16 protein-coding genes are annotated in these 17,095 nt (G+C 67.4%); 8 read left to right on the plus strand and 8 right to left on the minus strand.

The window, feature by feature from the left end; all coding sequences use genetic code 11:
- The first annotated feature begins 351 nt into the window (after nucleotides 1–351).
- From ACQY4T_RS24815 to ACQY4T_RS24825, 3 genes are all read left to right on the plus strand, one after another.
- On the plus strand, nucleotides 352–1,323 hold the full coding sequence (locus tag ACQY4T_RS24815; protein WP_428536104.1) for an SDR family NAD(P)-dependent oxidoreductase: 972 nt from the start codon (nucleotides 352–354) through the stop codon (nucleotides 1,321–1,323).
- A gap of 103 nt (nucleotides 1,324–1,426) precedes the next feature.
- Complete coding sequence (locus ACQY4T_RS24820) at nucleotides 1,427–3,553, plus strand: AlkA N-terminal domain-containing protein (RefSeq protein ID WP_428536106.1); 2,127 nt, start codon at nucleotides 1,427–1,429, stop codon at nucleotides 3,551–3,553.
- Complete coding sequence (locus tag ACQY4T_RS24825) at nucleotides 3,550–4,074, plus strand: methylated-DNA--[protein]-cysteine S-methyltransferase (protein ID WP_428536108.1); 525 nt, start codon at nucleotides 3,550–3,552, stop codon at nucleotides 4,072–4,074. Before ACQY4T_RS24820 ends, ACQY4T_RS24825 begins: the two co-directional genes overlap by 4 nt.
- A gap of 71 nt (nucleotides 4,075–4,145) precedes the next feature.
- Here ACQY4T_RS24825 and ACQY4T_RS24830 read toward each other — a convergent pair whose 3' ends face one another.
- The 3 genes from ACQY4T_RS24830 to ACQY4T_RS24840 all read right to left on the minus strand — a co-directional run bounded on the left by ACQY4T_RS24830 (nucleotide 4,146) and on the right by ACQY4T_RS24840 (nucleotide 6,900).
- On the minus strand, nucleotides 4,146–4,769 hold the full coding sequence (locus tag ACQY4T_RS24830) for an SOUL family heme-binding protein (protein WP_428536110.1): 624 nt from the start codon (nucleotides 4,767–4,769) through the stop codon (nucleotides 4,146–4,148).
- Nucleotides 4,770–4,919: 150 nt separating this feature from the next.
- Complete coding sequence (locus tag ACQY4T_RS24835; protein WP_428536112.1) at nucleotides 4,920–5,843, minus strand: hypothetical protein; 924 nt, start codon at nucleotides 5,841–5,843, stop codon at nucleotides 4,920–4,922.
- Between the two features lie 592 nt (nucleotides 5,844–6,435).
- Entirely contained in the window at nucleotides 6,436–6,900 is a 465-nt protein-coding gene (locus ACQY4T_RS24840) for a GNAT family N-acetyltransferase (protein WP_428536114.1), read from the minus strand.
- 220 nt (nucleotides 6,901–7,120) lie between these two features.
- On the opposite strand from ACQY4T_RS24840, the gene ACQY4T_RS24845 reads away from it, so the two are divergent.
- On the plus strand, nucleotides 7,121–8,305 hold the full coding sequence (locus ACQY4T_RS24845; protein ID WP_428536116.1) for a CaiB/BaiF CoA transferase family protein: 1,185 nt from the start codon (nucleotides 7,121–7,123) through the stop codon (nucleotides 8,303–8,305).
- A complete protein-coding gene (locus ACQY4T_RS24850) occupies nucleotides 8,302–9,009 on the plus strand; it encodes a glutathione S-transferase family protein (protein WP_428536118.1) in 708 nt (235 codons plus the stop codon). The genes ACQY4T_RS24845 and ACQY4T_RS24850 overlap by 4 nt, the downstream gene beginning before the upstream one ends.
- A 691-nt stretch (nucleotides 9,010–9,700) precedes the next feature.
- Here ACQY4T_RS24850 and ACQY4T_RS24855 read toward each other — a convergent pair.
- Together ACQY4T_RS24855 and ACQY4T_RS24860 are read right to left on the minus strand one after the other, a co-directional pair.
- Complete coding sequence (locus ACQY4T_RS24855) at nucleotides 9,701–10,243, minus strand: YMGG-like glycine zipper-containing protein (RefSeq protein ID WP_428536120.1); 543 nt, start codon at nucleotides 10,241–10,243, stop codon at nucleotides 9,701–9,703.
- A 672-nt stretch (nucleotides 10,244–10,915) separates the two neighbouring features.
- Nucleotides 10,916–12,214, minus strand: coding sequence for a hemolysin family protein (locus tag ACQY4T_RS24860; protein ID WP_428536122.1), 1,299 nt, complete (start codon nucleotides 12,212–12,214; stop codon nucleotides 10,916–10,918).
- A 107-nt stretch (nucleotides 12,215–12,321) separates the two neighbouring features.
- On the opposite strand from ACQY4T_RS24860, the gene ACQY4T_RS24865 reads away from it, so the two are divergent.
- Entirely contained in the window at nucleotides 12,322–12,780 is a 459-nt protein-coding gene (locus ACQY4T_RS24865) for a DUF3429 domain-containing protein (RefSeq protein ID WP_428536124.1), read from the plus strand.
- A 100-nt stretch (nucleotides 12,781–12,880) separates the two neighbouring features.
- Nucleotides 12,881–13,306, plus strand: coding sequence for a hypothetical protein (locus tag ACQY4T_RS24870; protein WP_428536126.1), 426 nt, complete (start codon nucleotides 12,881–12,883; stop codon nucleotides 13,304–13,306).
- A 127-nt stretch (nucleotides 13,307–13,433) separates the two neighbouring features.
- On the opposite strand, the gene ACQY4T_RS24875 is transcribed toward ACQY4T_RS24870, so the two are convergent.
- Complete coding sequence (locus ACQY4T_RS24875) at nucleotides 13,434–13,820, minus strand: MerR family transcriptional regulator (protein WP_428536128.1); 387 nt, start codon at nucleotides 13,818–13,820, stop codon at nucleotides 13,434–13,436.
- A 100-nt stretch (nucleotides 13,821–13,920) separates the two neighbouring features.
- On the opposite strand from ACQY4T_RS24875, the gene ACQY4T_RS24880 reads away from it, so the two are divergent.
- Complete coding sequence (locus tag ACQY4T_RS24880; protein WP_428536130.1) at nucleotides 13,921–14,382, plus strand: nuclear transport factor 2 family protein; 462 nt, start codon at nucleotides 13,921–13,923, stop codon at nucleotides 14,380–14,382.
- Between the two features lie 191 nt (nucleotides 14,383–14,573).
- Here ACQY4T_RS24880 and ACQY4T_RS24885 read toward each other — a convergent pair whose 3' ends face one another.
- Nucleotides 14,574–15,983, minus strand: a complete 1,410-nt coding sequence (locus ACQY4T_RS24885; RefSeq protein ID WP_428536132.1) for a hypothetical protein — start codon at nucleotides 15,981–15,983, stop codon at nucleotides 14,574–14,576.
- A complete protein-coding gene (locus ACQY4T_RS24890) occupies nucleotides 15,977–17,095 on the minus strand; it encodes a hypothetical protein (RefSeq protein WP_428536134.1) in 1,119 nt (372 codons plus the stop codon). Before ACQY4T_RS24890 ends, ACQY4T_RS24885 begins: the two co-directional genes overlap by 7 nt.

A 17,095-nucleotide genomic window follows, 5' to 3' on the forward strand; every position in this document is an offset into this window, starting at 1 on the left:
GGTAATCGCATTTTTCTGGAACCACGGATGCGCAACGGAGGTCTTTGCACCGAGCTTTTAGCGAAACTGCTATCGGCGTGCATCGGCGGTGGCAAACCGCTTCTCTGGTCCCGCCGCGTCCGGCGTTTCTCTCGATCACGCCGCGTCCGGCGCTTCTCTCGATCACGTCGCGTCCGGCGCTTCTGTTGGTAACGCCGCATCCGGCGAATAGCGCCGACAGAAAATCCAAATGCGAGTACCCTGGGCGGCAGGGGCTGGCCGATTGACGGATGACGGCGCTGCGTTCAGACCGCAAGGCGGCGCCGCTGCCTCGGGCGGTGCGCCCAAGCCGAGCCGTAGGGAGGTCACGCAATGAAGGATTTCGCCGGCAGGATCGCGGTTGTTACCGGCGGCGGCACCGGGATGGGCCGCGAACTGGTGCGCCAGCTCGTCGCCGAGGGCTGCAACGTCGCGATGTGCGACGTCTCGGCCCGGGCGATGGCGGAGACCACGCGGCTATGCGAGGCCGCTCGGCTGCCGCAGGGGCTGCGGCTGAGCAGCCATGTCGCCGATGTCTCGGACGAGGCACAGGTGCAGCGGTTCGCCGCCGAGGTGGCGCACCGCCAGGACACCGACAAGATCCACCTGCTGTTCAACAACGCCGGCATCGGCGGCGGCGGCAGCCTGTTCACCCATAGCCGAGAGGAATGGGAGAAGACCTTCAACGTCTGCTGGGGCGGGGTCTACCACAATACCCGAGCGTTCCTGCCGATGCTGCAAGCCGCCGACCAGGGTCATATCGTCAACACCAGCAGCGTCAACGGGTTCTGGGCCTCGATCGGGCCGAAGGTGCCGCACACCGCCTATGCCGCGGCGAAATTCGCGGTCAAGGGCTTCACCGAGGCGCTGATCACCGATCTGCGGATCAATGCGCCGCACATCAGCTGCTCGGTGGTGATGCCGGGCCATATCGGCACCTCGATCGTGGGGAACTCGCGCAAGGTGCAGGGCGGCCACGACTCCGACGAGATCAGCCCGGCCGAGATTGCCTTGGCGCGGGCACGCATGGCCTCGACCCGAGCGGACGCGGCGTCGATGTCGGACGAAGACATCCGCGCCATGATGGCGGAACGGGCGCGCCGCTTCATCGAGGAGGCGCCGATGACCGCGGCGGCGGCGGCGACCGCGATCCTGGAGGGGGTCAAGGCCGACCGCTGGCGGATCTTGGTGGGCGAGGATGCGCACGGGCTGGACCAGCGGGTCCGGCAAGCCCCGGAACGCGCCTACGACATCGACTTCTTCGAGCAGATGGCGGCCGACATCGGCTGGCGCCTGGGAACGTGAGCGCCGCCGCGGACCGCAAGCGGCGCAATCAATCAGGTCCGAAAACGGCCAGACGCGTCACCCGGCGTGTGCCAAAACCCGGCACAAATCGGAGCGCATGAACGTGACCCAGCCAGCAAGTGCCAAATCGCCGCAGGCCTACCCAGGGATCAAGGCTGGGGTCGCGGCCGGGATCGAGACTACGATCGAGTCAGGTATCGAGACCGGGACCGAGGCAGGGATCGAGACCACGATCCAGCCAGGGATCGAGACCGGGACCGAGGCAAGGATCGAGACCGGGACCGAGCTAGGGATTGAGGCCGGGATCGAGGCCGGGATCGAGGTCGGGATCGAGCCGGGGATCGAGACCACGATCGAGGCCGGGATCGAGCCGGGGAGCGAGACCACGATCGAGGCCGGGATCGAGCCGGGGAGCGAGACCACGATCGAGGCCGGGATTGAGCCGGGGATGGAGACCACGGTCAAGGCCGGGATCGAGCCGGGGATCGAGGCCGGGATCGAGCAGGTCGAGGCGGGCATCGAGGCGGGGCGCCTCGATCTGGATCACGACGCCTGTTATCGCGCCATCGCGGTGCGCGACGCCCGCTTCGACGGGCGGCTGTTCACCGGGGTCAAGACCACCGGGATCTACTGCCGTCCGATCTGCCCGGCGCGGACGCCTCGGTCGGAGAACGTGGTGTTCTTCCCCACCGCGGCGGCGGCGCACGAGGCCGGGTTTCGGCCCTGCCTGCGCTGCCGGCCGGAGACCTCGCCCGATCTCGGCGCCTGGCACGGCGCGTCCAACACGGTGTCGCGGGCGCTGGCCCTGGTCGAGTTGGGCGCGTTGGACGATGCCCCGGTGGATGCCCTGGCCGGCCGGGTCGGGGTGGGAGAGCGGCAGCTTCGGCGGCTGTTCCAGCAGCATCTGGGCGCGTCTCCGGTGGCGGTGGCGCAGAGCCGGCGGGTGCTGCTGGGCAAGCAGTTGATCCACGAGACCAGGCTGCCGATGACCGAGGTTGCCATGGCGGCAGGATTCGGCAGCCTGCGCCGGTTCAACGACACCTTCCAGACGCTGTTCAAGCGGCCGCCGACGGCGCTGCGGCGCTCCGCCGGACGGGATGTGTCGGCTGGCCCTGACGGTGAGATCAGCCTGAAGCTGCGTTATCGCCCGCCGTATGACTGGCCGGCGATGCTGGATTTTCTGCGGGCGCGGGCGATCAGCGGGGTGGAGAGCGTGGACGGTGACGTCTATCGCCGCAGCATCGGGCTGCACGGGCGCCAGGGCACCGTTTCGGTGCGCCCGGCCGGGGGCAACGCGCTCTGCGCCACGGTACGGTTTCCCGTTCTGTCGGCGCTGCCGCGGATCATCGCCCGGCTGCGCCGGGTGTTCGACCTGGCGGCCGATCCGGATGCGATCGCTGAGCAATTGGGGAAGGACCCGACCTTGGCACCGCTGGTCGCGGCGCGGCCCGGGCTGCGGGTGCCCGGCGCCTGGGACGGGTTCGAGCTGGCGGTGCGGGCGGTGCTGGGCCAGCAGATCACGGTGTCGGGGGCGATTCGGCTGGCCGACGCGCTGGTGGCTCGGTTCGGCGCGCGGTTGCAGGCTCCGGACGGCGCGCTGACCCACGTGTTTCCCGATCCGGCGATGCTGGCGGCGGCCGATCCGGCGGCGATGGGCATGCCGCGCAGCCGCGGCGCGGCGTTGCTGGCGGTGGCGGCGGCGGTGGTAGCCGAACCGCGGATCTTCGCCACCGGGCGCAGCCTGGAGGAGGCCGTGGCACAATTGCGGGCGCTGCCGGGCATCGGCGAATGGACCGCGCAGTATATCGCCATGCGCCAGTTGCGTGAGCGGGACGCGTTTCCGGCGGCCGATATCGGGCTGATGCGGGCGATGGCGGATGCCGCCGGATTGCGGCCGACGGCGCGCGCGCTGCTGGCCCGAGCGGAAAGCTGGCGGCCGTGGCGGGCGTATGCGGCGCAGCATTTGTGGGCCAGTGGCGCGCAGCGGGGAAGCGCGACGCGTCGGGGCTTGTTCGAGTCTCCGGCTCACACGCCAGATCCGGGCTCCGCGTCTCCGGATCCTGGACGCTCCGTGTCTCCGGATCCTGGACGCTCCGGGTCTCCCAATCCTGGACGCTCCGCGGCTCCCAGTCCTGGACGCTCCGCGGCTCCCAGTCCTGGACGCTCCGCGGCTCCCAGTCCTGGACGCTCCGCGTCTGGCGCGTCCGCGCGCGCGGAGAGCGGCGCATGAGCGGCGCACCGTTCCACATCGAGCAGGTGGCGACGCCGACCGGGCCGATGCTGCTGCTGACCGATGACGACGACCAGGTCCGCTCGCTGGAGTGGCAGGACCACACGGCGCGCATGCACCAATTGCTGCGGCTGCACTGCGGCGAGGTGGAGCTGCGGCCGCGGCCAGGCGCGTCCCCGGCGCGACGGGCGGTGGAGGCGTATTTCGGCGGCGACCTGGCGGCGATCGAGCGGCTGCCGGTGAAGACCGCCGGGACGGCGTTTCAGCGCGCGGTGTGGGCGGCTTTGCGCGCCATCCCCGTCGGCGAGACCACGACCTATGGCCGGTTGGCCGCCCGGCTCGGCCGCGCTGGGGCGATGCGGGCGGTGGGGATGGCGAACGGCGCCAACCCGATCGGCATCATCGTGCCCTGCCATCGGGTGATCGGCGCCAACGCCGCGCTGACCGGCTATGGCGGCGGCGTCGAACGCAAGCGCTGGCTGCTGCGGCACGAGGGCGCGATGGCGGAGCTCGCCTTGTAAGCGGCGTCGAACCTGAGGGCTGGCCGGCGCGGCGCGAGGCAGCGACGGTGGCGTTCGCCGGGTGATCCGGTTTACTTGCTGACGGTGACCGCGACCTCGTTGCGACGCAGGAAGGGGATGGTGAACGGCGGGTCGTAGTTGAGCTGGAACACCTCGCCCTGGGGCTTCCAGGCGGTGGTCGCAAGGATCTGCTTCAGTTGCGCGGCTTTCTGGTCGCGCGTTGCCTGGGTGGCGATGCCGCTGTAGCGCAGCGCGGCGATGGTGGTAGCCGGGATCCGCACCAGATGCAGGCGCGGGTCGAGCGGCGCCGGCGCGCCGGCCTGTTCCACCGCTTGCGGCAGGAAGAAGCGCATGGCGATCTGGTCATTGGCGCTGGTGGTCTGCACCGGCACGGTCATGGCGATGCGTTCGGAGCGGGTCTGCACCGGCGCGGTCATGGCGATCTTCTGGTCGCGCTGATTGGCCCCGGTGATGTAGCGGAACAGCAGGCTGAAGGCCTCGCTGGCGGCCTTGCCGCGGTCGGGGTCGTCGATCGTGGCCTCGATCGCGAGGCGGGGATCGTAGCGGCGGATTTCGGCGCTGTGGCCGATGTCCTGCTCCACCACGTAGCGCGGCTGTTCGTAAGGAAATCGCAGCCCGACCACCGAGGTGACGGATTCGGCGAAGGTCAGCAGGTAGTAGAAGAAGCCGGACATCCGGTAGCCTCCTGGACGGGCCCCAGAGGTGGGTCTCGGGTGGCGGATCGGCAATCGCGGCGGATCAGGAATGCTGCATCCGGCGGCGTTGCGGTCGCATCCGGGTGGAGCTGCCTCGATGCGCGGCGGCGGGGCCGAACGGGTATGGGGTCAGGTCGGGTTCGGCGTTGCGGTGCCGAGGTCACCCGGTCTTGGGCGGGTCGGCGGCTTGCCGGAGCGTAGTTCGACGGCGCAGTTGTTCAGCGCCCGGATGTGGGTCTGCGCGGCTTGGCGTTGGTCGGGCGGCAGGTGATCGAAACCGGCGGCGTATTCGGCGGCGACCACGCTCATTGCATTGGCCCAGAGTTGCTGGATCTCGGATTCGCTGGGTTCGGCCGCGAACGGTGGCGCGGCCGTGGGCTGCTGCGAGACAGCGGCTCGCGACGCGGGGGCTGGCGAGGCGGGGGCTGGCGAGGCGGGGGCTGGCGAGGTGGGGCGCGGCGCCGCGGAGGGTGGCGAAGCGGGAGGCCGGGGGTCGGGGCGTGGAGTGTTCGGAAGCGGGACGTCCGGGTGTGGGGCGTCCGCGCGCGGCGGCTCCCGATGCGGCGGCTCCCGGTGCGGCGGCTCGGGGTGCGGCGGCTCCCAGTGTGGCGGCTGGGGGCGCGGCGGCTCTCGGTGTGGCGGCTGGGGGCGCGGCGGCTCGGGGTGCGGCGGGTTGGGGGGCGCGGCCGGTTCGGCATTCGCCGCGGCGGTCAGCACCAGGCGGTTGCGCTCGGCGGTGCGGGCGGTGCTGTTGGCATTGCCGCGCAGACGCAGGACCATCGGCAGCGGCAGGTCGTCGGCCATCGACCGGCAGACCGAGTCAGCGGCGCCGAGGCTGAAGCTGATGATCTGCACAATGGTCAGCAGGTCGGCCTGGGTGCGGCCGATGGTTGCGAGCGCGGCCATGCGAGCGAAGTACAGCTCGCCGCCGGCGGCGGTGATGAACAGCGGAACCAGAAGGCTGACCACGAGATTCAACAGGATGTCGGCGGGATCGAACCCGAGGGGTTCGTCGGCGGCTTCGGTGGGGGCGATGGCGATGGTTTCTGACATGCCGGCACGCTCTTGACGGTGATTAGGTTTTTTACCTTAGATTATTCTAAAATATCAAGGAAAATTTCCTAATATGGGCTACATGGCCGCGACGGGTCGAGTACGGGTTGGTAGCGCTGTGAACTTCGTGTCTCTGTGTCTTGGTGTTGATTCAGCACCAAAAACCGCACGAACCCGGACCCGGACCCGATGTCCGACGACCGGTTCAAATCAGTGCCACGAGCCGACCGGTCCTCGGTTTCAATGGCAGTAATCCAACACGAAGACACAATGACACCAAGATATTGGGTCTGGTTCCGGCCGCCAGCGGAACGCGTTTTCGGCGATTTCCGTTCGTCCAGCTCCGACTCTGGCCGCCTCCGATCGGCGCCCGTCACTGGCCATCTATCACTGGCCATCCGTCACTGGCCGCCCGTCACTGGCCGCCCGTCGCTGGCTGCCCGTCGCTGGCCGCCCGTCACTGGCCGCCTGTCGCTGGCTGCCGGTCACGGCCGCCTGGCGGTCAGGCCGAACGGGTTGCTTCGCGATTGAATTCGGGTCGCCGACGTCCTGGATATCGCAAGATGCGGGTTCTTTGGATGCGGACCCAAGGCTAAAGTAGCTCGCGCCGCATCAGTGCGAACGGTTTCCCGTTGTGTTGGATAGTCTCGGTCGTCTGCCACCCGAGACGGGCATAGATGCGTTCAGCGGTGTTGGTATAAAGCCAAAGCGTCGGGATCGATGCCGCCGCGGCAGTGTTTTCCACCGCGGCGACCAGACGAGCGGCATAACCCTGGCCTCTTGCGTGGGGACTGACGAAGACGCCGGCAAGCCAGGGTGTCAGGTCGGGGCGGTCGTCCAGATCGTGGGCGACCAGGCTGGCGGTGCCGACCGGTTCGCCGTCGGCAAGCAGGATGAAGGTCCGCGGCATCGGCTGGCCCGTAACCGACCGACGGACGGCTTCAAGAAGCTGGTCAGGCGTTTTGTCGGTGTGGCGCCAGAACGCGTCCCACAGCCAGCGCGCGACCAAGGGAACGAAGTCGGGGCGGTCGGTGGTGGATGTGACCGAGATCGGCATGGCGACGCTTACCTCCTGCCGTTTGCAGTATGCGTGACGGCGTGAGTTCCTGCCATCATAAGGCGACCCTATGGTCGGGCGAGATCTGGTCGGCGGCGAGCGGGTCGCTCGGGCGCCGGAGCGGGTCGGGTGGGTCATGGCGGGCGTCGGTATTATCGGCGGATTTGCGCGCCCTGCCGGTGACCCCATATCGTGGGTTCAACCACCGCAAGGATCTGCCATGCCCGGCCCGCTGCACGGCTTCCGGATCGTTGACCTGACCTCGATGATCTCGGGTCCGTTGGCGACCATGATCCTGGCCGACCAGGGGGCCGACGTGATCAAGGTGGAAAACCCCGATGGCGGCGACCATACCCGCGCCGCCAACAACCGCCGCAACGGCTTCTCGGCCTCGTTCCTGAACAACAATCGCAACAAGCGTTCGGTGGCGCTGGACCTAAAGAGCCCGGCGGCGCGCGAGGCGATGTTGCGGTTGCTTAGCACGGCCGACGTGCTGGTGCAGAATTTCCGGCCCGGGGTGGCCGAACGGATGGGGCTGGGCGAGGACGCGGTGCGCGCGGTGGCGCCGGCGATCGTCTATGTCTCGATCAGCGGCTTCGGCGAGACCGGGCCGTATGCGCAGAAGCCGGTGTATGATCCGCTGGTTCAGGCGGTGTCGGGGCTGGCCTCGATCCAGGCCGGATCGGATACCGAACGGCCGCGGCTGGTGCGCACCATCATTCCCGACAAGCTGACCGCCTACAATGCCGCCCAGGCGATCACCGCGGCGCTGCTGTCACGCGAGCGGACCGGCCAGGGCCAGCATATCCGGCTGTCGATGCTGGACGCGGTGATCGCGTTTCTGTGGGCCTCCGACATGGGCAGCCAGACCTTCGTCGGTGAGGAAATCCCGCAGCAGCAGGCGGCCAGTTTCATCGACCTGATCTATGAAACCGCGACCAGCCCGATCAGCGCCGCGGTGCAGACCAATCGCGAATGGGTCGCGCTGACTCGCGCGCTGGACAGACCGGAGTGGCTGGACGACCCGCGTTTCAAGACCCCGGCGCTGCGCCAGCGCCATATCGACGAACGGCTGATGTTGACGCAAGAGGCGTTGCGCACCCGCTCGGCCGAGGATTGGCTGGAGCGGCTGACGCAGGCGGGCGTGCCGTGCGCGCCGGTGCTGACCCGTTCGGCGATGCTGAGCGATCCGCAGGTGATCGCCAACGGCATCATCGAGGAAACCGAGCACAGAGGCGCCGGACGGCTGCGCCAGGCGCGTCCGGCGGCTCGGTTTTCCGCCAGCCGGGGCGGCCCGGCTCAGGGCGGCGCGGCGTTGGGCGAGCACACCGCCGAGGTGCTGGCGGAACTGGGCTACTCGGGCGAACAGATCGAGGCGCTGGCGGCGCGGGAGCAGGCGGCATGATCGACTTCTATTACTGGCCCACTCCGAACGGCTGGAAAGTCTCCATCATGCTGGAGGAGACCGGGCTGGCGTACAGCCTGAAGCCGGTGAACATCGGTGCCGGGGATCAGTTCAAGCCGGACTTCATGGCGATCAGTCCGAATGCTCGGATGCCGGCGATCGTCGATCACGATACCGCGGACGGTTCGCTGCCGATCTTTGAATCCGGCGCCATCCTGATCCATCTGGCGGAGAAGTCCGGCCGGTTGATGCCCTCGACGCCAAAGGGTCGTAAGGAGTGCCTGGAGTGGCTGTTCTGGCAGGTCGGCAACCTGGGGCCGATGGCCGGGCAACTGAGTCACTTCGTCAACTATGCCAAGAGCGTGCAGCCGGGCGATCATTTGTATGCGCATCAGCGCTACGCCGGGGAATACAACCGCTGCCTGGGAGTGCTGGAGCGCCGGCTGCAGGGGCGTGGGTTCATTCTGGACGACTACTCGATCGCCGACATCATTGCCTGGCCGTGGGTGCTGATCGCCAAGCCGCTGGGGCAGTCTCTGGATGAGTTTCCCAACGTGTCGCGCTGGCGCGACCTGATCAAGGCGCGTCCAGCGGTGCGGCGCGGGGTCGATCTGGCCAAGGACCTGCGGCGCAGCGGCCAGCACAGCGAACAATCGCGCAAGATCCTGTTCGGCCAGACTGCCGGTTCGCTAGGCGATGGGTGATTGGCGGCGGCGTTGAGACCGATCTGGATCGCTCGGTGGTGATCTGCTGACGGGAGGGTTGCTTGGTGTCATTGTGTCTTTGTGTTGAACCAGCGTTTACGGGTTGATGGCCGGTGGGGCGGGGGCACTGATTTGAAGCGGGATGTCGGTCATCAGGTCCGGGGCTGGGTTCGTGCGGTGTTTGGTGCTTATTCAACACAAAGACACGGAGGCACGAAGTTCATCGCGCGGTGGACGGGACGCTAGGCTGCGTGCTGGACTTTCTACGATCGGTTCGGGTGGAGACGCGGGGGGGTGCCGCCGCTGGGTGCCGCGATAAGCTGTCCGGCGGGCCTATCTTAGGGTCGCCGCGACCGTTACCGGTGATTTACTGGACCCCGGGACCTTTCGGGTCAGCGAGGCGTGCTTGATCCTTTTGCGTGTCTCTCGTGGCTCCTGTACCTCGACGGCTCCGGGTAGCTCGGGGGCTTTCTCCTCCTTCGTGATTAATGCCGCATTTGCGATCGTGATTAATGTCGCGTTTGCGATCGCGCGAACGGCGCGACCAAGGCGGTTTGGGACGAAGCGGGTCGCGTCTGGGTTTCGTGTTGCGTATCGAATCGACTTGGCTTGAACGATCAAGGTCGGTGATGCGGTTGCTGAAAAAAAGCAGCCGCGGATGAGCAGCTTTCTGGCTACTTTTAAGGATCGGTCAACGATAGCCGGGCGGCGGCGGTGGGTAGCCGGGCGGGTAGCTGGGGGGCGCCGGGTAGCCGCGCGGTGGAGGCGGCGGGGCGTAGCCGGGCGGCAGCGGCGGTGGCGATCCGGCCGGCACGAACCCGGGAACCTGGTTGCCGCGCGAATACATGCATTGCGAGTAGGCCAGGTTGTAGCGCTGCTGCAGGCTGCCTTGGGCCTGCCCGGCCGGCCCGGCGCCCACCGCGGTGCCGCCCAACGCGCCGGCGCCGGCGCCGATCGCCGCTCCGCGTCCGCCGCCGATCGCCGCGCCGAGGCCGGCCCCTAGCAGGGTGCCGATCACCGCGGTGCCGATCTGGCGGTTGTTGGCCGATTGCGCCCCGCCCTGGGTTTCGTTGGTGGCGAACTGCTTGCACAGCGCCTGATCGCCCTGGAATACGTCGAACGGCTTGCCGGGGGCGGGCATCACGGCAACCGACGGGCCCATCGGTTCCGATGCGCAGGCGTTCAGCAGCAGCAGCGGCACCAGAAGCGCGGCCGGGCGGGTCAATGGTGGCATGGCATGGTCCTTAGCGGCATGGTCGTTATCTGGGCGGCACCGACGGCACTAGCCGCCAGGGTGTCTGGCAGGTCGGGATATAGGGATAATACCCGGCGGGGGAATCACACCGGTATGAGAAACCGGCCTGTGCCGGGCCGAGACGCGACGGGTCGAGGGCGCCCAGGGTCAGGACGCGGGGGTGACGACGCTGATGGTGACGCCAATCGCCGCGATCGGGGTCGGAGTGATGCGCATCGGCGCGGTGCTGTTGCAAGCCGGGGGCATCGTCGTACAGGGCGTTCTCGGCGCGTGCGCCCGAGGGCCATGCCGCTTGGGACCATTCGCCTTCAGACCATGCGCCTTCAGACCATGCGCCCTGGGAGCATGCCCCTTGAGACCATGCGCCTTGTGACGATGCGCCTTGGGACCATGCCGCTTGAGGCCTTGCGGCTTCGGCCGAGACGGTCCACGGCCATGCGCCTTGGGCCAGCGTTGCCGCGGCCGAGAGCAGAACAATCCAGCAGCACGACCGCACCATGCCAATGACCCCCGACCCGTTGCCGGCAGCATCGCCGCGCTGGCTTAACATTTCGTTAACCAGGACCGATCGGGTTGACCCGCGCGGGTCCGGATCAAACAACCCCGCCCGCATCGGCCGCCCGCGGTGCGCCACCGAGGCATCCGCCTCGGTCAGCTCTCGGCGGCCGGTTCGCGCCCGGCCAGCACCTTGTCCACGCGGCGGCCGTCCATCGCCATGACCTCGAAGCGCCAGCCGCCGAACACAATCCGGTCGCCCAGCCTGGGCACTCGGCGCAGCAGCGCCAGCAGCAGCCCCGCCAGGGTGTGATAGCTGCCCTCGGCGGGCAGGTCGGGCAGGTTCAACCGATCCTTCAGCTCGTCCACCGGGGTCATGCCATCGAGCGTCAGGGTGGTCTCGCCCTCGGGCCCGGGGACGCCTTCCTGGTGTTCCGGACCGGGTGCCTCGCCGACGATCGCTTGCAGCACGTCGGCGGCGGTGACCACGCCTTCAAAGCTGCCGTATTCGTCCATCACCAGCGACAGGCCCAAGGTGTCGGATTTCAGCCGCTCCAGCGCATCCAGCGCACTGATCGTGTCGGGCACGATCATCGGCTGGCGCAGGCTGGCGCTGACCGAGAGTTCGCCACCGCCCAGAATGCGGTCCAGCAGGTCCTTGGCCTGCACCACGCCGACCACGTTGTCGATCGACTTGTCGCACACCACGAAGCGCGAGTGCGGCGCCGCCTTCAACGCCGCGGTGATCGCATTGGCCGAATGGCTGCGGTCGATCCAGGCCAGTTCGGTGCGCGGCGTCATGATCGCGCGCACCGGCTTGTCGGCCAGCCGCAGCACGCGCTCGATCATGTCGCGCTCTTCCATCTCCAGCACGCCGACCTGGGCGCCCTCGGTCAGCAGCGCCTTCAATTCCTCCTCGGTGACCGACTGGCGAGAGGCCCGGTGCAATCCGAACAGCCGCAGGATGGCGTTGGAGGATTTGCCCAGCAGCCAGACCGCCGGGCCGACCAGGCGCGACAGGATGGCGATCGGGCGGGCGACGCGGATCGCCATCAGCTCCGGCGTGCGCAGCGCCAGTTGCTTGGGCACCAGCTCTCCCAGTACCAGCGTCAGGTAGGTGGTGACGATGACGACGATGGCCAGCGCCAGGCTTTCGGAGAACGCGCCGATGCGGGGGATCGGTGCCAGCAAGGCCTGCACGTGGGCGGCGATGCGAGCGCCGCCGAATACCCCGGTGAATACGCTGACCAGGGTGATGCCGACCTGCACGGTGGGCAGGAAGCGCTGCGGATCGTCCGACAACGCGCGCGCCGCGCCGGCGCCTTTGACACCCTTGCGCTCCAGCACCGCCAGCCGGGCTCGGCGCACCGAAACCAGCGCCAGTTCGCTCAACGAGAACAGCCCGTTCAGCAGGATCAGCAGCAGGATGACGACGATCTCGGAACCGATGGTCATGTTCAGCCCAGGTGAATGAAATCCACGATCAACGTGAATTGTAGCGGTCTAGCATAAGTCGGCCGCGCTCATGAGGGTACAAGGTCGCGCCGATTCGAGGAGCCGCCATGCCGACCATCGCCATTACCTTGACCCTGCTGGGGCTGGTGCCGCTGATCGTGTTCGCCGGTGGTGCGGTCGGCCAAATCCCCGAGACGGCGGAGCGCATGCAGGTGGCGCTGATCGACTACGCGGCGCTGATACTGGCGTTCGCCGGCGGCGTGCACTGGGGTCTGGCGCTGTTGCCCGGGGCGGTGCGGCCGTCGCTGCGCTTCGTCGCCGGCGCGCTGCCGATGATCGCGGCGTGGGTCGGGCTGGTGCTGGCGCAACTGGTGGCACCCTCGATCGCCTTGATGGTGCTGATCATCGGCTATCTCGCAACTGTGTTGGCCGAGCACCGGGCCGCCCGGCTTCTGCTGGTGCCGGCGCGATATGTGTGGATTCGCTGGGCTTTTTCGTTGGTTGCGGTGGTCATGATGGCGCTGGTTCTGATCCTGCGCGGGGTCGGGCAGACCGTTGTATTCTAATAATTTGTGGCCTCGTTCGCGCGGTTCATGATTGATTAACCACTGCCTGTTTCCTGACCGGAGCGCTGCCGTGATCCCTTCCGATTTAACTGATCCGCCAATGGTGGCTGCCGCCTCGGCGCTGGTGATTCCGTTCCCGGTCCGGGCGAAGCGGCCGGGGTCGCGCGCGCAGCGTTCGCCGCGCCGCGCCGGCGACACTGGCACTGGGCAGAACAACCGGGTGATCGTAGCGGACTGGACTTCGCCGGCGGTTGCCGACGTCAGGTTGGCGGCGGATCCGACGCCGGAACAGCGGCTGAACCGCGCCTTGACGTCGCTGAACACCGCCTTGGCCGAGCAGCGGGCGGCTGTCGCGGCGTGGCGGGATCGGCTGGTGACGCTGCGGACCACCACCGCCCGTCTGGCGGACAGCCTGCAGCGCTATCGGGTCAACCTGGACAAGTTGAACGACAGCGTCTCGATGCTGAGCGACAACGCGCGTTCGCTGGAGACATGGGCCGACGGGGCGGCGGCGACCGGGGACTAGACCATTTTCAGCCTGACTGTGCATGCCGAAAATGGTCTAGCTCTTTGTTTTGTCGCATGATTCACGCGCCTTGAACGTTCCGCTCAGCGCGATCATGCTCTAGGCCCTGTCGTCGCGTCATGTGTCGTTAGTGTGGGTACGGCGGTGAAGGGCCGATGCTCGGGTCTTGCAGCCAAGCTATTTTGGCATCGACGAACGAGACGAGCTTCTCCAGGTCGGAAATTCGTCCGGTAAGCCGATCACGTTGCTCCGCTAGAAAGGCGATGACGACATCGTCTTCATTTCCGTCGAAAGCTCGTTTGTTGAGGAACACGCCAATCTCCTTGAGCGATAGCCCGAGCGCTTGGCCGGCACGGATGATGCGCGCCTTCTCAATATCGAGGGCTGAGAAAATCTGGTAGGGGCGCGACCCTCCCTTTGTCCCGGTCTCCGGCTGCAACAAGCCGCGGCGGACGTAAAGCCGGACTGCATCAACCGACAGCCTACTTTCACGGGCAAAGGCAGCGATCATCATTGCGGACAAGACCATTGACTATGGACCATGGGCCACAGTTATACCCATCTGCCGGGAGCGACAATGCCTCGGCCGTCAGCCGCTCCATCCGGTTCTATCCATGATGGAGATCAATGTGTCCGAAACCGATTCCTTTGAAAGCTTTCCGGCTATGTTGCGTCGCGTGCTGGGTGATCGCCTCAGACCCGATGCCGAGACGTTTCCAGAGATGTTCGCCGTGGATGGTGTCCTTGAGTACCCTTATGCGCCGCCCGGACTGAGCACGCCGATTGCGGGTCGGGATGCCATCATCGCGAATTTCCAGAGGATCAGGAAGCTACTTCGGATCGACGGAGTCGCTGACGTATGCGAAATTGGGGCAAGTGATCCGGATATGGTTGTGCTTGAGTTCTCCGGGCGCGGAGAGGGCGTGATTACGAAAGAAGCCTACAACCAACGCTACATTTCGGTGATCCGCATGCGTGATGGAAACATCGTTCATTACAAAGACTACTGGAACCCGATTGCTTTGCTTCGGGCAGTCAAAGGCAGTGTGACAACGAGGGCTTTCACGATCGACTAGGCGCTGTCGACGGAAACTTGCAGCGTTGCCGGAGAAGTCAGGGTAATAAAACCAGGCCGAGCATGGCGCATGATTGGCTCAGCAGAATGCCGCCGTGCAAACCACCCCAAGGGTCGCCTGAGCCGCGATCGCCACGCCCAGGATGGGTGCCGTCGCGACATCCCAGACTGCAACGACCAAGGCCCGATGGGCTACGCGACCCGGGGCACCGGCACGGCATTCTTCCGATAGAACTCGTCGGCCATCTCGGGCCCGGCCAGGATCTCCACCAGCCGCACCGCCGCCATGGTCCCGATACTGCCCTGACGCACCGCCGCCTGCACCGCTTCGCTCGCCTTCCCAAGCAGCGCATCATAGGCGGCCGGGTTGCCCAGCTTCCGCCCGGCGGTCTCGATGGTGCGAAGATCCCTGGCGAACGATTCCATCTGCCTCTGGCCGGCGCCGTCGATCGCGGCCCTGGCGACGGCCAGCGGTCCGACCAGCCCGTTGGTGATGCCCTCGACGAAGCGCCCGCGGCAGACTTCGTCCAGCTTCTTGCGGATCCCGCTCAGCCGAGCACGATGGTGGCCCGCGCCGGGGTCCTGGTCGATGTCGCGCAGCAGCGTGGCGATGCGCTGCACCTCGGTTCCCACCGCCGAGAAGACCCCGTCGCGCAGTCCCTCGGTCAACTCCGATCGATCCTCCATGTCGGCCAGCAGCGCGTCGGTGCCCTCGTCCATCGCGGTCTGCAGCATGGCGCGGTCGGCCGGCGTGCCGCTCAGGATGATAAGCTGGCGCAACCGCGGCACCACGTGCGGCAGACGCCGCAGCAGCAGCTTGAACACCATCGTGCCAGCCGGCGCGTTCGATATCATCCCGCCAGCCGGCGCGTTCGATATCATCCCGCCAGCCGGCGCGTTCGATATCATCCCGCCGCCCGGCGCGCTGGATAGCATCCCGCCGCCCGGCGCCGGTTCGCTGCTCAGGCTCGCCACGATGTCGCGGATGGTCTGTTCATCGGGTTGCAGCACACCGATTTCGACGTCACGCTCCAGGTCGCGCAACGCCGAGGCGCTGCGCAGCACGGTGGCGATGGCGCGAGCCAGCGGTGCATACAATCCTGGCGGCAGCCCGGTCTCCGCCCAGCCTATCGGCGCCGGCGCGCGGCCCAGTATCTCAGCTGCCCGACCCCACGTTGCCAGTCCGGTTCGGCTGACGATTTCGGCTTCATCGGTGTGGTGCCCGATGATCATCGTCTCGATCGCGCTGGCCTGCTCGCCCAATGCGGCCTGAACGGTCCGCGACATCGCCTCCAGCACGCTGCGCGGGATGGTCGCGTGCCCGGGTTTCCATTCCGGTGCGGGCACGATCAGCCCGTCCAGCGGCATGAACAGCAGCCGGGTAAAGCGCAACATGCGCGGCGGCTTCAGGCTGGACAGCCGCCGGCGCAGCGGCTCCAGCACCGCCTTGCGGACCCCGGGTTCGGCGGATGCCTCCAGCAAGGCAACGATCTGGCGGATCTTCGCATCGTCTGCATGCAGCAGATCGGCGCGCAGCGCGCCCATCTCGGACCGCGCCGGCCGGCCCGCCGCCGGCGGCTGCGCCGCGGCTCGCATCAGCATGACAGCGCCCGCATGTGTTCGTTGCGAGCGACCGTATCGAACACCGTCGCCCCGGTGCGCCAGTCCTCGTTCAGCGGGATCAGCCGGCGCAGTTTCATTGAAATATCGAACTCCTGGAATTGGTCAGCCCATTCCTTGGCCTCCTTGGGCAGCACCGGCAGCAGTTGCACCATCTCGACCAGCGCGGCGCGGCGCCCGGCATCGTCCTGCGCCAAGGTCCAAAGCAGGCAGATCTGCTCCCAGCCGTCCAGCAGCCATTCCGGACGTCCGGACAGCCGCACGATCGGGTCCGGATCGTTGCCCCAGGTGCGCAACAGCCCGACCACGTCGTTGGTCAGGTCGCGCGCCTGCCCCAGCGTGGTCTCGGCCAGCTTCAGAGTGTGGTCGGCAACGGTGCAGACCATCTCGGCATAGGACGCCTGGTCGTCGGAGCGCTGCGCGCTGCTCCACGCCGCGACTTCTTGCGAGCAGCGCTGCAGCAGCTTGATCAGCCGCGGTATGCGACCGCTGGTGCTGCCGACGGTGACGCCGATATAGGACATGGTGTCGCCGATCGCCTCCAGCGCCGAGGCCACCCAGTTGGTGGTCCGCCGCAGCCGCGGCGCCACCTGGTCGACCGCCAAGCGGGCGCGGCGCTGCATTTCCTCGGGATCGCTGACGGCGGCGAGTTTCTGCTCCGCGGTCGGGGCATCGACCTGCTCGACCAGGGCCAGCAGCAGCAGGTAGTTCGCCAGCAGCCGGTCGCCCTTGTCATTGTCAGCTGCCTTTTGCGCGGCGGCCATCGCCTCATCGCCGGCCAACCCCTCGGCGGCGATTTCGCGGCTGACCCGGCGGATGGTGCCGGGGGTCACGCTGGTCAGCGCCTCGATCCGATCGTTGAGCTGCCGGTCATGCAGCGTGGGACTGCACAGCGCGCTGATGCTTTTCCACGCCATGATGTAAACCCCGCGGCCGCCCGAGGGGTTGGGGATCACCAGTTCCAAGCCACGCTTCTCGCCCGGCCGCGCTCGGGTGCCGGCAAGCAGCGGCGTGGTGAACGGCACCGCGACGCCTCGTTCGAGGAACGTTGTCGGATGGTAGGTTTGTACCGGCGGCAGGCAGCTTGCAGACAC

It is taken from the genome of Rhodopila sp., from assembly GCF_965277825.1.
GTDB lineage: Bacteria > Pseudomonadota > Alphaproteobacteria > Acetobacterales > Acetobacteraceae > Rhodopila.

Excerpts from the sequence above, each read along its gene's own strand:
- ACQY4T_RS24815 (WP_428536104.1), top strand. The coding sequence starts at position 352 with ATGAAGGATTTCGCCGGCAGGATCGCGGTTGTTACCGGCGGCGGCACC.
- ACQY4T_RS24825 (WP_428536108.1), top strand. The coding sequence starts at position 3,550 with ATGAGCGGCGCACCGTTCCACATCGAGCAGGTGGCGACGCCGACCGGG.
- ACQY4T_RS24830 (WP_428536110.1), bottom strand. The coding sequence starts at position 4,769 with ATGTCCGGCTTCTTCTACTACCTGCTGACCTTCGCCGAATCCGTCACC.
- ACQY4T_RS24835 (WP_428536112.1), bottom strand. The coding sequence starts at position 5,843 with ATGTCAGAAACCATCGCCATCGCCCCCACCGAAGCCGCCGACGAACCC.
- ACQY4T_RS24840 (WP_428536114.1), bottom strand. The coding sequence starts at position 6,900 with ATGCCGATCTCGGTCACATCCACCACCGACCGCCCCGACTTCGTTCCC.
- ACQY4T_RS24845 (WP_428536116.1), top strand. The coding sequence starts at position 7,121 with ATGCCCGGCCCGCTGCACGGCTTCCGGATCGTTGACCTGACCTCGATG.
- ACQY4T_RS24850 (WP_428536118.1), top strand. The coding sequence starts at position 8,302 with ATGATCGACTTCTATTACTGGCCCACTCCGAACGGCTGGAAAGTCTCC.
- ACQY4T_RS24855 (WP_428536120.1), bottom strand. The coding sequence starts at position 10,243 with ATGCCACCATTGACCCGCCCGGCCGCGCTTCTGGTGCCGCTGCTGCTG.
- ACQY4T_RS24860 (WP_428536122.1), bottom strand. The coding sequence starts at position 12,214 with ATGACCATCGGTTCCGAGATCGTCGTCATCCTGCTGCTGATCCTGCTG.
- ACQY4T_RS24865 (WP_428536124.1), top strand. The coding sequence starts at position 12,322 with ATGCCGACCATCGCCATTACCTTGACCCTGCTGGGGCTGGTGCCGCTG.
- ACQY4T_RS24870 (WP_428536126.1), top strand. The coding sequence starts at position 12,881 with ATGGTGGCTGCCGCCTCGGCGCTGGTGATTCCGTTCCCGGTCCGGGCG.
- ACQY4T_RS24875 (WP_428536128.1), bottom strand. The coding sequence starts at position 13,820 with ATGATGATCGCTGCCTTTGCCCGTGAAAGTAGGCTGTCGGTTGATGCA.
- ACQY4T_RS24880 (WP_428536130.1), top strand. The coding sequence starts at position 13,921 with ATGATGGAGATCAATGTGTCCGAAACCGATTCCTTTGAAAGCTTTCCG.
- ACQY4T_RS24885 (WP_428536132.1), bottom strand. The coding sequence starts at position 15,983 with ATGCTGATGCGAGCCGCGGCGCAGCCGCCGGCGGCGGGCCGGCCGGCG.